A 15892-nucleotide genomic window follows, 5' to 3' on the forward strand; every position below is an offset into this window, starting at 1 on the left:
ATTGATAGAATGCTTAGGAGTTTAAAGCTCTTAGAATGTCCTTAAAAAGAATTCTATCTATAAGAACTGATATTGATTCGTAATATTTTAATAAAAACCTAAAATCAAAAAATAGTTGCCACTGTTTTCTTGAACGATTCTAATTTAAAAGCTTAAATGTTCATAAAAGTTTCTAAAATATTCACAAAAGTAATCCTCAATACGATTGTTGGTTTACTTTTGTTTGCTATTTTGGGATTTTTGACCCTCCGAAGCTCTTATGTTCAAACTTTTTTAGCCCAATATTTCGCTCCCAAAATCTCCAAAGCTTTGGGCTATCCCATCGAAATTAAAAAAGTTACCATTCGTTTTTTCGACCAAGCTACTTTTGAAGGCGTAAAAGTAAAAGACTACCAAGGACATCAAATGATTGATGTGGATAAGTTGGATGTGGATTTTCAGATTAAAAATCTTTTTCAAGATTCGCTTCATACAAAATTGGATTACGTCAGGTTGTATCGCCCAAATGTACATTTGATAACCGACAAAAAAGGGAAACTGAATATTGATGAATTTATCAGACGTATTTCAGACCTTACTTCCTCGCCCGACGATAAGCCCAATCCCAACCCTTCACCTTTTATCATTGGCGAAGCTGATGTAGTAGAAGGTATTTTTAGTATGGACGATGAGGCCGAACCTTATATGCACAACCGAAAATCCTTTGACCATTATCATTTTTCATTGCAGGAAATTTATGGACACCTCAAGGATTTTACTTTGATTCGAGATACCATCTCTTTTCAAACCGTATTGAGTGCTTATGACCGTAGTTCAAATCTGAGAGTAAAGACGCTTAAAACAAACTTTTTGATTTCAGACCGACAAATGCGGTTTGATAAGTTGTTTTTACGAGTGAATAACTCTGTGGTAAGAAACAGCATCGTCATGTCATTTCAATCTCAGCATGATTTTAAAGATTGGAATGCCAAAGTACGCATGAGAGCCAACTTCGATTCTACTACAATCGTTGCCAGCGACATTGCTCGTTTTGCCAACGCTATGTATGCCTACAAAGACGTATATTATCTCAACGGCAAATTCGACGGAACGGTCAATGCTTTCAAACTCAAAAACTTTGATTTGTACTTTGGTAAAAAATCAAAACTTCGTGGTGATTTCGCTTTTAAAGGTTTACCGAATATCGACAAAGCACTGATGGATTTTAATATGCGTAAATCTGTTGTGCAGGTAAATGATTTAGAAAAATACATCGGTAAAAGTACAGTAAAAAGTATTCAAAAATTTGGCAATGTTGTCTTTGACGGTACTTTCAACGGCACTACTTCTAATTTTAAAACAAAAGGTTTATTAACTTCTGATTTGGGAAAATCGGATGTAGATGTGGCAATGGTTTTGAAACCCAATTCCGCTAATTCGACCTACAAAGGAAAACTTACTTTAGAGAATTTTAAATTAGGAAAACTCATTGATGATGCTGGTTCGCTTGGCGATTTGTCTCTTTCTGGAAAAATCGAAGGAAAAGGTTTTACCATCAAAGATGCCAGTTTGCATTTCGACGGTACGGTGAAAAAAATCATTTACAACGATTATGATTACAAAAATATTTACGTCGATGGTACACTTGCCAAAGAACTTTTCGACGGAAAAATTGCCGTAAATGACACCAATTTAGTACTAAGTGTTTTTGGGAAAGTAGATTTAAGAAATGGAAAAAGTGATGTGGAAATGATGGGAAAACTCACGAGAGCGAATCTTAAAAACCTAAATTTCACTAAAGACGATTGGCGAGTTTCGACGATTTTAGACATTGGCTCGAAAGGTGGAAAATTAGACGACCTTTCTGGAAAAGCTAAATTTTTCAATACTTATATTACTCGTGGTACAAGAAACTTGATTTTAGATTCTTTGTACATTACGTCTGATATTGGTGAAAAAAGCCGCCGATTGAGTATTAGTTCTGATTTGATAAATTTAGATTTTTCAGGAAAATTCAATCCTTCCACTGCGATTGATGATTTGAAAATGCTCTACCAAGAGTATAAAATCTATTTTACAGGCGACGAGGCGAGTCGTAAAGCATATTATGCCCAAAAATTACAAACTCCTCCACCAAGTTATCAGGTTGATTATTTATTCAATCTCAAGAACTTCGACCCTATTTTAGAGTTTTTCTATCCTGATGCACATATTTCAAGAAAAACCCTCATCAGCGGAAGTTTTGGCATTGGTAATACTTCAAAATTATCTATCAATTCCAAAATTGACACTTTAGTTTTGGGTCAGAAATATCGTTTTTATGTTTCAGAAATAGACCTCAACAGTTCCAAGTTTTTCAATTCACCAGAAGTATTATCTTCACTGATACTTTCGTCGCAAAGCCAAAAATTAGGCGTACTTGCCCCAACCAGTAAACTCATTACAGAAGCGTATTGGGATGTTGATAGAATTTCATTCAGTTCAAGACTTCGCCAAACGGGTACAAAAAATAACGTTAGTTTAGACGGAACACTTCAGTTTATTCAAGATGGTTTGGCACTTCAATTCAATCGTTCAAAGTTCCATTTGCTCGACCAAGATTGGAAAATCAGTGCCGATAATGCTATCACCATTATCGGAAACGAAATCACAGCCAAAAATTTGGCAATCAGTAATTCAGACCAATTGATTTCACTCAACGGCACGATTTCGGAAGATTCTCTTAAAAGTATCAACTTCAAAGCCAAAGATTTCCAATTAGAAACCCTTGCTCCGATTGTCCTTTTGGATATGAAAGGATTGGTAAATGCCGACGTTGAATTAAAAAATGTATTCAAAAATATCAATGCAAACAGTTCTTTGAATATTAAAGATTTGTTTCTTGATAAATTCCTGATTGGTAATATTACGGGAAACGGACTTTTCGATAACGAGCGTCAACTCGTGAACATAGACTACTCTTTAGAAAGGTTAAACAATGAAATTTTGAGTGTTCAAGGCATTTATGACTCTAAACAAAAAGAAAATTCATTGGATTTAGAAGCCGTTTTGAACAAGACCAATCTTCAAATTGCAGAACCATTTACCAAAGGTTTATTCTCGAAAATCGGAGGCGTTGCTACTGGTAAAATCAATATTACGGGCAAGCCAACACACCCTATTTTAGCCGGAGCAATTGATATTAAAAAAGGAACGCTCTTCTTTGATTACTTGGGTTCGGTTTTAAATTTTGAAGATAAAATTACTTTTGAACCCGACGAAGTGAGAGCAAAAAGCCTCCGCCTGACCGACGACGAAGGTAACAAAGGAACATTGAAAGGAAGTATATTTTTTGATGGAGACAAGACATTCAACGTACAGTTGGATGCAGCCATGAACCGTTTTAAAATTTTGAACACCACTCGCCGAGACAACGACGTGTATTATGGAACGGCTTATGCAACGGGTAATTTGAAACTTGGCGGTACTTTTGATAATTTGGTGATTACTGCCGACTTAAAAAGCGACAGAGGTACTCGTTTATTCATTCCACTTGATAAAGCTCAGGATGCAGGAAACCAAGAAGAAATTGAGTTTTTGAGTGCGAAAGTATTACAAGATTCTTTGAATAAAAATCAAAAAACAAGTATCAGTAGCAGTGGGATTAAAATGGATTTCAACTTCCAACTTACGCCTGATGCCTACGGTGAAGTACAATTTGATAAACAAACGGGCGATGTAATGAAAGCCAATGGTTCGGGAGCAATCAATTTGAAAGTTGATACCAGAGGTGGTTTTGACATGACAGGCGACTACAATATCGAGCGTGGAGATTATACTTTTACTTTTCAGAATGTAATTAATAAAAAATTCAGTATTCAACGAGGAAGTAAAATTTCATGGTCGGGAAATCCTTATGAAGCCATTTTGGACATCAAGGCAGCTTATACTCAAAATTTGAGTTACTTAGGTTCTGTCATTGATTCAACTGGGCGAGGAACAGAGTTTAAAAATAAAACCGATTATACTCGTCGTTATCCAGTCGATGTTACGATTAATTTAAAAGACAGACTTTTACAGCCAACGATTTCATTCAATCTAAAACTACACGATTATCCACAAAATCCAGATTTCAATTCGTCCGTAACAGCATTTGAAAATAGAATGAAAACCGACGAACAAGAACTGAACAGACAAGTAAGTAACGTATTGTTGTTGGGACAAATGGTTTCACAAACCAACAGTACGGCATTTGCGGCAGTAAACTTGGTGAATAACCTTACTGAATTATTATCGAATCAGTTGAGTAATGTATTTTCAAAAATTGACCAAAACTTAAATGTAGATTTAAGTTTAGCAGGAAATTCACTCAACCAAGACTTGATTAATAATTTACAATTGAGGCTTTCGTACAACTTCAACGATAGATTTAGAATTACCCGTAGTGGTGGTTTTACAACGGCTACCAATCAAACCAATGCCCAATCACTCATCGGCGACTGGGCATTAGAATGGTTTATTACCAGAGACGGAAATTTAAGATTTAAAACCTATAACCGTAATTTACAAACCTCGATTTTGGGTTCATTAAATACTTATCAGACCTTTACTTCTGGTGGAGCGAGTTTGCTTTACACCAAAAGTTTCAATTATCTTTTTGTCAACAGAAAGAAATCTAAGAATCCTATTGCTCAATCACTCACCGAGCAACCCATCATCAATCCATAAAATATTTTAGGCGATTTCTCCTTCAAAAACCCTCACGGCCGGGCCAATTAAATAGATGTTTTGGTAGCCATTTTCTGTTTTTTCAAATTCAATTCTGAGTTGTCCACCCATCACTTTAATATCAACATAATTATCAAAACCCAAACGCAAATTTGCTGATAAAGCACAAGCCGTTACTCCCGTTCCGCAAGCATAAGTTTCATCTTCTACCCCACGCTCGTAAGTACGAACCGCCAAGGCATTTTCACCTTTTACTTCAACGAAGTTCACATTTGTTCCACCTTTACTACCAAAAGGCTCGCCGTAACGGATAGCTTTTCCTGAACCATAAACATCGTAATGTTCCAAATCATCCGTATAAGTAACATAATGAGGTGAGCCAGTATTCATAAAATCATAGTCGGCTTGTTGGTCAATTTCCGACACATCAATCATTTTCAATGAAATTTTATCTGCCGAAACCTTCGCCTCATGTTCACCATCCACAGCGATAAAAGTAGTTTGTTCGCCAATGATTCCTAAATCGTGGGCAAAACGCACCAAGCAACGACCGCCATTGCCACACATAGAGCCTTCCGTTCCGTCTGAGTTAAAGTAAATCATCCGAAAATCATAGCCCTCTGCATTTTGTAAAAGCATCAAACCATCTGCACCAATACCAAAACGACGATGACACAAATGAGCGATATATTCCTGAGAAATTGGGAAAGAATTAGCACGGTCATCTACCACTACAAAATCATTTCCAGTACCTTGATATTTATAAAATTTCATTTTAACAATTATTCAAAACTTTAAACGCCTTAATTTTTACCCAATATTATATCGTTCTTTCAAAACATTCAAATGATGGCGTTCGTGACCAGCAATCATCCAAACCAAAGCACGAGCCGAAACAGCATGACCATTGGCATTTCCTATCCGAGAAGCCACTTCCTCAGAAAAAGAAGAAAACAGAGCAATCGAACTTTCTCTTACTAAACGATACTGTTCGAGTAAAGATTCAAAGGATTGTTCATTAAAATGTGACGCATCCATGTATTCATTTTCATCAAAACCGGGCAAAGCCTGTTTTTCTCCCCTTGCAATACACAAAGCACGATAACCAAAAATACGTTCTGTATCGGTAATATGACCCAAAATTTGTTGTGGAGTCCACTTATCAGGAGCATATTGATAGATTTGTTGCTCGTTTGACAAATTTTTATACAAATTTATCACTAACTCTTTCTGCACCATAAGTGCCTCAATAACATTTTGAAAATCAATTTGTTCTATATAAAAAGAAAAATACTTATCCTTTGGAAATTCATTTTCGATCGGTTTTTTCATATTTTTTTGCATTTTTTTTCACAAAGGTATTGTATTCTCAAATAAAACGACTAATTTTGCATCACAATAAAACAACGACATAAACACAAAGTTAAGTAGCTGTTAAAATTGTGAAAAGGTTTGGTAGTTCAGCTGGTTAGAATACATGCCTGTCACGCATGGGGTCGCGGGTTCGAGTCCCGTCCAGACCGCAAAAAAGCTCAGAAAGAAATTTCTGAGCTTTTTGCTTTTATAGCCCTTCACCTTACACTTTTTAGATTTATCTTTGGTAAATAATTATGGCTTCTTCGATATAAAATTCCCTATTTCACCCATAGTTTTAAAACAACCTAACAATCCAAAGCCCATTTTAACATGCAACCAATACTGCAACTACACAGCGAGATTTACGATTTTTTGATGGCATATCATCAGACTAACCCTGATTTTTATTTTTTCCCCAGAAGGACAAGAGGCGTTAGAAATTGGGAAAATGGTTATCTCATGGGAGGTGACGATGATTCATATCTAACTATTGGGCTTTATAAGCCAAGTGATAGACTCAATCAAACGCAGACTATCAGTATTTTCATAGATTACAAGCATAACCGAATAAAATCAGTATATCTTCTCATTACCTTTCGTGATAGTACTTTACAAGCTGAAATACCATTTTATCATGAGTTGATTGATAGGCTCAAAAATGTAGCACCTATACAGAAAGAACGAGAAAACAAGTATCAATTAATTTTTGAAAATCCTGAAGATTGGCGTACTTGCTTGGTATATTATCTTGAAAAGATAAGACCTGTTATAGAAGAATTTATTTATGAAAAATCAAGACAAAAGGATTTTTTCATAGAAGAATTAAATTTTACAGAATTAAGCCATAAAATCAGTAATTCACTAAAAATCAACGAATCGAATAGTTCAATTGATAAAACAACCATTAATCCCATGCCCTCCTACCCGCTCAATCAAATTCTCTACGGTCCTCCCGGCACTGGCAAAACTTATAGTACTGTTGAATTGGCTTATAAAATTATTCATAACGATACTCCAAGCAGTTATGAAGAAGCACGCAATTGGTACAAAATGGCTTTAGCTCATACAGAAGACCGTCAGGTTGAGTTTATTACTTTTCACCAAAATTATAGTTATGAAGATTTTGTGATGGGTATTAAGCCACAATTGAATGAAGATACTTTGGGCTTTCGTGAACATAAAGGGATTTTCTTTGAGATTTGTAATAGGGCTTTGAAGAATTTACGGCAATCATCATTAGAAGAAAGTGTAGAAGAACCTACTTTTTCTGAGGTTTTAGATGAATTTATTCGTCCACTTGTCGAAGAAAATAAGCCGATTGTAATTTCGATGAAATCTAATAACTATTCATTTAAACTCATCAATTTAACAGAAAAAAATATTGGTTTTGAAAAGCAAAGTGGAGCTACAAATCATAGTTTAAGCATCAAAACAATTCAAGATTTATACGAAGGGAATCGAGAGTATAACCTTCAAGGTTTAGGAGTATATTATTATCCACTCATTGAAGTTTTAAAAGCATTTGCCAAAACTAAAACAAAAAGAGTACAACCAGTAGCCCTCAAAAACTACGTAATCATCATCGACGAAATCAATCGGGCGAATATTTCACGGGTATTTGGCGAGCTAATTACTTTAATTGAAGAAGACAAACGTTGGGGAAATGAATTTGAAACAGAAGTACGTTTGCCCGATGGTGTTACCAAATTTACTGTGCCTAAAAATCTCTACATTATTGGTACAATGAACACCGCTGATAAATCAATCGCTTTGTTGGATATTGCCTTACGAAGACGCTTTGAATTTACGGCTTTATATCCTGATTCATCGAAAGTTAGTCCCAATTATAAAACGTTTTTTGAATCGCTAAATGAGCAAATTATCGCTAAAAAGGGAATAGATTTTACCATTGGGCATTCTTATTTTATGACTAAAAATGGGGAGGAATTAGACTTCGTTAAAATGATGAATAAGAAGGTAATTCCATTGTTGAATGAATACTTTTACAACGCTAAGGATAACAAGCTTGTCGCTGAGTTGTTAGAAAAAGCGATTGCCAAAGCTGGTTTTACCCATACTATTGTTCCAAGTGCTTATCAACTGCTCATTCAATGATACAATCTATTTATGAATTTGGTAAAGAAGTAAGTACTGGCTTTTCTGACGATAAAATCAAGCGTTTTAAAACCTATCTCGATGAAGTTTGGCAAAGCAGAAAACAGTATGGTTTGGAGGATGACGAACGTGATTCTTTCTATGGTTCAGACAAGAAAAAGCAGCGTTTCCTGACTTTTGATGGTGATAAAATTAGAGCGAATAACTACGTTGGTTTCATTCAGTTTGAAGAGCTTAGGCTTAATATTTATCCTAAAATTTGCCAAGAAATGCCCCAAGAGCAAATTAGCTCAAAGGTACTTTACTGGTTAAGTTATGGGAAAAAAATTAATTTACCATTTGCTGAATTACCGCTCGACCGCCAAGCATTTGATACTTGGCTGGAAGCCTTTATTTTTCTGTTTGCACACCATACAGAAGAAATTTTGACCAATCAGCCCTATCAATCTTACCAAGAAATTACAGAAGAAACGAGTTATTTGCGAGGTTCATTAGCCATTCAGCCGTATGTACAACATAATTTATTGACAGGCAGACACCAGTTTTTTCATTGTACATACGAGCCATTTTTATACGACAATCAGTTTAATCGAATTGTAAAATTCGTTTCCAGAATGCTTTTATCATTCACAAACAATGAAAAAAGTAAGCAAAAACTGAATAGTCTATTGTTTTTATTAGACGATGTGGCGGATGAATATTGCCAAGAAAGCCATTGTGATTTGGTAAAACTCAATCCACTTTATCAAGATTTGGCGATTATATTAGAAATGGCTCGAATGTTTTTGTCGTCGTCAAGTATTAGTCAGTCGGATGCCAATAAAAATAATTTTTGTCTTTTATTACCGATGGAAGTAGTTTTTGAGGAATTTATTTTTGGAATCATTGAGACTCATTTTAGCGATAGAAAACCCAACGCTCAAGGAAAAGGATTTTTAACAGAGCAAAGCGTATTTCAGATAAAGAATGACATTATTCTGCAAAATCCCAACTTGATAATTGATACCAAGTATAAAATCAGAGATAAAAAAGATAGTAAAAAAGGGATTTCACAAACCGATATGTATCAAATGCTTGCCTACTCCATAAGGCGAGAAATTGACCAAGTATTATTGATTTATCCAAAAAACGGAGCGAAGCCTTCGGAAGTAGATACTTTTACCATTGCCGATAAATTTGCCAATGATAAATTAATAACAATTAAGGCGGCTGACATTGATGTTTGTGGTGAAGAAGATAAGATAATTGAGCAGATTGACGAAGTTTTAGCCTTTAATTAATTGAAAACTATTATCATCTTATTTAACCGTTTATTATAAATTTTCTTGCGTTAAATTAGATTTTATCTATTTTTACAGAAAAAAAATCTACCAATGTATCAACCGGGATTGCACCTTATTTGTGACTGTCTTAGTAAAGAAACCACACAATTGTCTGATTTTAACGCTTGCCAAATACTCCTCAACCAACTGATTGAAAGTGAAGGCTTATCAAAAGTTGGAGAGGTGTATCATAACTTTCCTTCGGGTGGTTTTACAGGAGTGGTTTGTCTTACAGAATCACATATTTCTATTCATACATGGCCAGAATTTGGGCGAATAACTTTTGATGTTTTCCTCTCAAATTATCAGAAAGTCAATAATCAAATAGCTCATAGAATTTACGCTAAACTGATAGAATTGTTCAACGCCAATGTCATTGCTTCTCATGAGATTAACCGCTAATCAACTTTATCGTTATGACCAAGACCATCAATGTGGTGCTTGTTCGTCGTTACTCAGCATTACGAAAGATGAAACAAAAAACTTGGTCTGTAAATCATGTGGTACTCTACATGTATTACAAAAAAGTATCGTTTATGATGGTGAGTTTCGTGTGGATGAAGTCCATAAAAATAAGTTTCAAAAAAGTAATTCCGACATTCCCACAGGTACTAAATTAACCCTTAAAGGTAATGATTTTGAAGTTGTTGGCGTACTAAAAAAAGCAGAAGGCAATACTTATACTTGGCAAGAATATTATTTGTACAATGCCAAAGTAGGTTATCGTTTTTTAACTGAATATCAAGGACATTGGACTTTTTTAGAGGAGATAGATGATAAAAAGCTCATAAAAGAGCAATCTCACGACAAGGAAGCAGTTTACAATCATGATTATTATCGTTTGTTTAGCCAATACCATGCAAGTATAAAGGGTGCTAATGGCGAGTTTCCGATAGACTTACTCAAAGTACCAAAGACTTTGGTGAAGGAATATATTTTGCCTCCATTTTTAATAACATCAGAAAAAGGTGAGAATAAAAAACATTGGTTTAAAGGCGAATATCTTGCAGTAGAAGAACTGGACGAAGCTTTGCAAGGGAAAATACGCCTTCCAGAGTCATTTGGTGTTGGCGTTTTAGAGCCTTATAAGCCAAAAATTCGGTTTACTGAGTTAATGCAAATTAGCGTTGTTGCGGTGATAATACTCTTGGTTATCCAAATGTATTTTACAAAAAGTGAATTGGTATTTGAAAAGAGTTTCTACTACGACACTGTTAATGAAATGCGTACTGTTGGTAATGGTTATGACAGCTCGAAGGTCTATATCTCGCCAAGTTTTCAATTAAAAAATGGAAATGCCAATGTAGAATTTACACTCGATGCCAATGTCGATAATAATTGGCTCGAAACGGATATTGTTTTGATAAATGATAAAACGGGAGACGAATATAATGTGTCGATGGGAGTTGAATTTTACTCAGGTGTTGAAGGAGGAGAGTCTTGGACAGAAGGTAGTCATGAAACAGATGCTATGATTGAGAAAGTACCAGAGGGATTATACCATTTAGAAATTTCTCCCTCTACAACATTTCCCAGTTTAGTGTCCAATTTTAGTTTGAAGATGCATCGAGGCGTAGCGGTTTATGGTGGATTTATATTTATTTTACTTTTACTGAGCATTTACCCTGTTATTAGTTACTATCAGGAAAGAACTTTTGAGTATCGTCGTTGGCAAGCAAGTGATTATTCTCCTTTTGAAGAAGATTCTTGGTTGGACGCATTTAATTAAGATTGGCTATGAAAATTAATAAACCAGCACCCGAAAAAATGACTTACATTGGTATTGTAGCTCTTTCATTATTCTACTTTTCATATTGTAGATATAATGGACAAGGCTTATTTTACTTCATGGATTCTCACCCTGAAAAATGGTCGCCACAAGGTGCGAATAATGGATTTCAACATAAATAAGTATTTTACAGTCAAATCATTTTCGATTTCGCATAAACCCTTTAGCACAAAAACATGGAAAATATCATTCACCTAAAGTCTGTTGTTGACTCAATTCTTTTCTCATTTATTGGCATTTGTATTTTAGTGATTTCTTTCGTGATTATTGAAAAAATAACACCTGAGAATATCTACAAACAAGTGGTGGACAAAAACAATACGGCTATTGCCATCATTTTTGCTGCTTTTATAATTGCCATTGCCATCATTATTAGCTCGGCTATTCACGGATAATTATGCCCATACTTTTATTATTCGCCGTTTTTGTGATTGCTACTTGTGGACTTATCTACGAGCTTATCGCTGGAACGCTCGCCAGTTATTTGTTGGGTGACTCCGTAACGCAGTTTTCAACTATTATTGGGGTTTACTTATTTTCGATGGGCGTTGGTTCTTTTTTCTCAAAATATGTTGAGAAAGAATTATTGGCTTGGTTCGTGAAAATTGAAATCTTAGTGGGTTTAGTAGGCGGAACAAGTTCATCAATTTTATTTTTGGTATTCGATAAAGTAGCCTCTTTCAGAATCATTCTTTATTTCCTCATCGGTCTTACGGGTATTTTAGTAGGTTTAGAAATTCCCTTATTGATGCGAGTATTAGAAAAAAGCAAGTTTGAATTTAAAGAAATTGTCTCTAAAGTTTTCACCTTCGACTACATCGGAGCTTTGTTGGCTTCCGTGCTTTTTCCCTTGCTTTTTGTGCCTTACATGGGTTTGATTCGTACTTCATTTTTCTTTGGCGTTTTCAATACGCTTGTTGCCTTAATTGTTTGTTATAAATTTTCGGATGAATTAAAGAATAAAATTGCCCTAAAAGTATCCGCTTGGGCAGTGTTGGTTCTATTAGTGATTGGCTTTGTACTTTCCGATAAAATTATGTCTTGGTCGGAATCTATGGCGTATCAGGATAAGATTATTTTTGCGAAATCAAGCCATTATCAACGCATTATTTTAACTCGGAATAAACGAGAATTGAAATTATTTCTGAACGGAAATTTACAGTTTAGTTCAACCGATGAATACCGCTACCATGAAGCACTCGTTCATCCGGGCATGGCAAGCCGACAAACCATTAAAAAAGTATTGATTTTGGGTGGTGGAGATGGTTTAGCGGTGCGTGAATTATTGAAATATCCTCAAATTCAACACATTACTTTGGTTGATTTGGATACTTATATGACGGATTTATTCAAAAAAAATCCGCTACTTACTTCGCTAAATCAAGGTTCGTTGACGAATCCAAAAGTAAAAGTTATCAATACAGATGCCTTTCAGTGGGCAAGAAATACGAATGAGCAATTTGATTTTGTGGTGATTGATTTTCCAGACCCTTCTAATTTCTCCGTTGGAAAATTATATACTAATACTTTTTACCGTGAAGTTTCTAAATTAATGAGTGACGAAGCCATTTTGGTGGTGCAATCAACATCGCCGTTTGTTGCTCCAAAATCATTTTGGTGTGTCAATAAAACGCTTCAGTCGGTCGGGCTACAAACGCAGCCTTATCATTGTTATGTGCCTTCATTTGGAGAATGGGGCTATGTTTTAGCTTCAAAATCAGCATTTCATGTAGCTGAAATGTATGTGCCAAATTTGAAATTTTTAACCAAAGATTCTTTCAAACAAATGGCGTATTTTCCGAAAGATATGCAATCGGTTCAGACAGAAACCAATAAATTGAATAACCAGATTTTGGTACATTATTTTGAAGAAGAATGGGGAAAAGTGCAATGAACAACAGGCTAACACGTAAAACTTTTTTACTCCGTTCTTTGGCTGGATTAGGAGCTATTTTCGGATTGTCTTGGGGAACAAAAGCAATTTTAAACCCTGTGAAACCCACCATTAAAGGACGAATATTAGGAGCTAATCATCAAATAGGGCATTTATTAAGAAACTTATCTATTCTTAAAAAAAGCGATGAAAAGCAAAGCGGAGAAATCATTGAAGTACCCATTTTAATAGTAGGAACGGGGATTGCTGGATTAAGTGCCGCTCGGAAATTACACAAAGCTGGTCATAAAAATTTTCTATTAGTAGATTTAGAAGACCACATTGGCGGAAACGCTGATGCAGGACGAAACGAAACCACCTCTTATCCTTGGGCTGCTCATTATTTACCAATTCCTAATAACGAAGACAAAGAATTATTGACATTCTTAGAAGAACACAATATCATAACAGGTTATAATTCAGACGGTTTACCCATTTACAATGAATATCATTTATGTCAATCGCCACAAGAAAGACTTTTTTTGAAAGGACGTTGGCAAGAAGGATTAATCCCGAATTATGGTATTTCAGAAAATGACAGAAAGCAAATAAGTGATTTTTTAGCTTTGATGAATCAATACCGTCAGGAAAAAGGAATTGATGGACGTTGGGCTTTTGATATTCCTTTGGCTTTGGCATCGAAAGATGAAGTGTATCGACAATTAGATATTATTTCAATGACTGATTTTTTGAGTCAGCATCATTTTGATTCTGAATATTTACTTTGGTACGTCAATTATTGTTGCAGAGATGATTATGGTATCACGAGTACAAATACTTCTGCTTATGCAGGTATTCATTATTTTGCCGCCAGAAGAGGAAAAGCTGACAATGCTGAAACTAACGCAGTATTGACTTGGGCAGAAGGAAACAACTTTTTGGCAAAAGCCTTATCAACCGATTTCAAAGATAAAATCAGGACTAAAACACTGGTAACGCAAGTAAATTGGAATAATGACGGAGTAGAAGCCACCGCTTACGATTGGAACAAGAATGTTTCAGTAAAAATTAAAGCTCAACGAATTATTTTGGCTACGCCTCAATTCGTCAATCAGCGAATTTTACCAAAAGAATCCATCCAAATATCAACTGATTCATTTCAATACGCACCTTGGTTGGTTGCCAATATTACCGTCAATAAAGTGCCAATTGAAAGAGATGGTTTTTTATGTTGGGATAATGTGGCATACAATTCTACTTCATTGGGTTATATCAGTGCCACGCATCAACAAGTAAGTCGGCAGCTTGATAAATGGGTACTCACTTATTATTTACCTTTATCGCATAAATCGCCCGTGGAAGCACGTAAAGAGGCAATTCAGAAAACTTATGAAGGATGGACGGAGGAGATTTTGACCGATTTAGAAAGTTTTCATCCTAATATAAGAGCAACAGTTGAAGAAATTAATCTTAAAATTTGGGGACATGGCATGATTGCTCCAACACTTGGCTTTCTTTCATCTGAAAACCGAAAATTGGCTTCCCAAAATATTGATAATCGAATATTCTTTGCCCATAGCGATTTAAGTGGTATTTCTATTTTTGAAGAATCATTTTATCAAGGCAATCGAGTAGCCAATGAAATACTACCATACTTATCAATTTCATGACAAAACAACCTTGGATTACCAACGCAAAGACTGATTTATTGTTCATCATTGCCCCAACTTTTGTGGCATTAGCACTCGCTTTCGTTTTTGCTCAATCTTATTTTTTCCATGAAACAACGCCCCTATGGGCTTGGGTAGTTTTTGTATTATTGATAGATGTAGCTCATGTGCATAGTATGCTTTTCAAAACCTATTTTGATGCAGGAAGCTTTAAAAAACATAGAATACTCTATACGCTGACTCCCCTACTCTGTTATTTCGTTTTTGTCTCTATTTATTGGCTTGGCGGAAGTGAATGGTTTTGGCGTATTTTAGCGTATTTAGCTGTTTTTCACTTCATAAGGCAACAATATGGATTTGTTCGCTTGTACAATCGCCAACATAATCAGTCAAAATATTTAGATTTATTTGATGAAATCACCATTTATGGAGCGACTATTCTGCCGATAATCCATTGGCATTTGAATTCACCAAGAGAATTTCTTTGGTTTGTAGAACAAGACTTTTACTCATTTACTAACACTCAATATTTATCAATTATTAATTGGATTTATGCTGGATTAATCGTGCTATACTTATTCAAGGAATCTTACTGTGTGCTTAATCATCAAGTAAACATTCCTCGAATTTTACTGATAGCAGGAACAATGGCTTCTTGGTATTTTGGGATTGTTTATTTTAATAACGACTTAATCTTTACCATACTGAATGTAGTAGCTCATGGCGTTCCGTATATGTGCTTAATTTGGTTTGACCTTCATAAAAGAAAAGGGCAAGTAAAAGGATTTAGTAGGCTTATATTTAGTAAGAATGGAGTATTGTTTTTCATTGTTATCATTGTTTTGATTGCCTATTTTGAAGAAGCTATTTGGGACGCAACCCAGTGGCGGAGCTACGATACACTTTTTTCTTGGGCATATTTTTTACCTACTTCGTTTTCAACAAGTGCTCTATCTTTCTTCGTTCCTTTGTTAGCTCTTCCACAAGTAACTCATTATGTTTTAGATGGTTTTATTTGGAAGAAAGGGTTTGAGTAAGAAGTGACCTTCATGATTTATTTTTACACTTAAAACATCTCCGT

General features: G+C 35.2%; 12 protein-coding genes and 1 tRNA gene. 11 read left to right on the forward strand and 2 right to left on the reverse strand.

Going from position 1 to position 15892, the window contains the following annotated elements; all coding sequences use genetic code 11:
- Positions 1-156 precede the first annotated feature (156 nt).
- Complete coding sequence (locus VB248_RS15250; protein ID WP_323297662.1) at positions 157-4686, forward strand: translocation/assembly module TamB domain-containing protein; 4530 nt, start codon at positions 157-159, stop codon at positions 4684-4686.
- A 6-nt stretch (positions 4687-4692) separates the two neighbouring features.
- Here VB248_RS15250 and dapF read toward each other — a convergent pair whose 3' ends face one another.
- On the reverse strand, positions 4693-5460 hold the full coding sequence (gene dapF / locus VB248_RS15255; protein WP_323297663.1) for a diaminopimelate epimerase: 768 nt from the start codon (positions 5458-5460) through the stop codon (positions 4693-4695).
- Between the two features lie 36 nt (positions 5461-5496).
- A complete protein-coding gene (locus VB248_RS15260; protein WP_323297664.1) occupies positions 5497-6018 on the reverse strand; it encodes a DinB family protein in 522 nt (173 codons plus the stop codon).
- 117 nt (positions 6019-6135) lie between these two features.
- Between VB248_RS15260 and VB248_RS15265 the strand changes: the two genes are divergently transcribed.
- The 10 genes from VB248_RS15265 to VB248_RS15310 all read left to right on the forward strand — a co-directional run bounded on the left by VB248_RS15265 (position 6136) and on the right by VB248_RS15310 (position 15848).
- Positions 6136-6209, forward strand: a tRNA-Asp gene (locus VB248_RS15265).
- Between the two features lie 163 nt (positions 6210-6372).
- Complete coding sequence (locus VB248_RS15270) at positions 6373-8157, forward strand: McrB family protein (RefSeq protein ID WP_323297665.1); 1785 nt, start codon at positions 6373-6375, stop codon at positions 8155-8157.
- Complete coding sequence (locus VB248_RS15275; protein WP_323297666.1) at positions 8154-9437, forward strand: McrC family protein; 1284 nt, start codon at positions 8154-8156, stop codon at positions 9435-9437. The genes VB248_RS15270 and VB248_RS15275 overlap by 4 nt, the downstream gene beginning before the upstream one ends.
- Before the next feature lie 93 nt (positions 9438-9530).
- Positions 9531-9881, forward strand: a complete 351-nt coding sequence (locus VB248_RS15280) for an S-adenosylmethionine decarboxylase family protein (RefSeq protein WP_323297667.1) — start codon at positions 9531-9533, stop codon at positions 9879-9881.
- Positions 9850-11208 carry a DUF4178 domain-containing protein gene (locus tag VB248_RS15285; protein ID WP_323297668.1) on the forward strand — a complete coding sequence of 453 codons (1359 nt, stop codon included), beginning with the start codon at positions 9850-9852 and terminating at the stop codon, positions 11206-11208. Before VB248_RS15280 ends, VB248_RS15285 begins: the two co-directional genes overlap by 32 nt.
- Positions 11209-11216: 8 nt before the next feature.
- Entirely contained in the window at positions 11217-11390 is a 174-nt protein-coding gene (locus tag VB248_RS15290) for a hypothetical protein (protein WP_323297669.1), read from the forward strand.
- Positions 11391-11444: 54 nt separating this feature from the next.
- Positions 11445-11663, forward strand: a complete 219-nt coding sequence (locus VB248_RS15295) for a DUF350 domain-containing protein (RefSeq protein WP_323297670.1) — start codon at positions 11445-11447, stop codon at positions 11661-11663.
- 2 nt (positions 11664-11665) lie between these two features.
- The gene (locus VB248_RS15300; RefSeq protein WP_323297671.1) at positions 11666-13162 is read left to right on the forward strand and encodes a polyamine aminopropyltransferase; all 1497 of its coding nucleotides are present in this window, start codon (positions 11666-11668) and stop codon (positions 13160-13162) included.
- Complete coding sequence (locus VB248_RS15305; RefSeq protein WP_323297672.1) at positions 13159-14811, forward strand: FAD-dependent oxidoreductase; 1653 nt, start codon at positions 13159-13161, stop codon at positions 14809-14811. Before VB248_RS15300 ends, VB248_RS15305 begins: the two co-directional genes overlap by 4 nt.
- Entirely contained in the window at positions 14808-15848 is a 1041-nt protein-coding gene (locus VB248_RS15310) for a hypothetical protein (RefSeq protein WP_323297673.1), read from the forward strand. Before VB248_RS15305 ends, VB248_RS15310 begins: the two co-directional genes overlap by 4 nt.
- Positions 15849-15892 lie beyond the last annotated feature (44 nt).

The organism is Arcicella rigui, assembly GCF_034929435.1.
Classification (GTDB): Bacteria; Bacteroidota; Bacteroidia; order Cytophagales; family Spirosomataceae; genus Arcicella; species Arcicella rigui.

Excerpts from the sequence above, each read along its gene's own strand:
- VB248_RS15285 (WP_323297668.1), top strand. The coding sequence starts at position 9,850 with ATGTCATTGCTTCTCATGAGATTAACCGCTAATCAACTTTATCGTTAT.
- VB248_RS15295 (WP_323297670.1), top strand. The coding sequence starts at position 11,445 with ATGGAAAATATCATTCACCTAAAGTCTGTTGTTGACTCAATTCTTTTC.
- VB248_RS15260 (WP_323297664.1), bottom strand. The coding sequence starts at position 6,018 with ATGAAAAAACCGATCGAAAATGAATTTCCAAAGGATAAGTATTTTTCT.
- VB248_RS15310 (WP_323297673.1), top strand. The coding sequence starts at position 14,808 with ATGACAAAACAACCTTGGATTACCAACGCAAAGACTGATTTATTGTTC.
- VB248_RS15300 (WP_323297671.1), top strand. The coding sequence starts at position 11,666 with ATGCCCATACTTTTATTATTCGCCGTTTTTGTGATTGCTACTTGTGGA.
- VB248_RS15275 (WP_323297666.1), top strand. The coding sequence starts at position 8,154 with ATGATACAATCTATTTATGAATTTGGTAAAGAAGTAAGTACTGGCTTT.
- VB248_RS15305 (WP_323297672.1), top strand. The coding sequence starts at position 13,159 with ATGAACAACAGGCTAACACGTAAAACTTTTTTACTCCGTTCTTTGGCT.
- dapF (WP_323297663.1), bottom strand. The coding sequence starts at position 5,460 with ATGAAATTTTATAAATATCAAGGTACTGGAAATGATTTTGTAGTGGTA.
- VB248_RS15270 (WP_323297665.1), top strand. The coding sequence starts at position 6,373 with ATGCAACCAATACTGCAACTACACAGCGAGATTTACGATTTTTTGATG.
- VB248_RS15280 (WP_323297667.1), top strand. The coding sequence starts at position 9,531 with ATGTATCAACCGGGATTGCACCTTATTTGTGACTGTCTTAGTAAAGAA.
- VB248_RS15290 (WP_323297669.1), top strand. The coding sequence starts at position 11,217 with ATGAAAATTAATAAACCAGCACCCGAAAAAATGACTTACATTGGTATT.
- VB248_RS15250 (WP_323297662.1), top strand. The coding sequence starts at position 157 with ATGTTCATAAAAGTTTCTAAAATATTCACAAAAGTAATCCTCAATACG.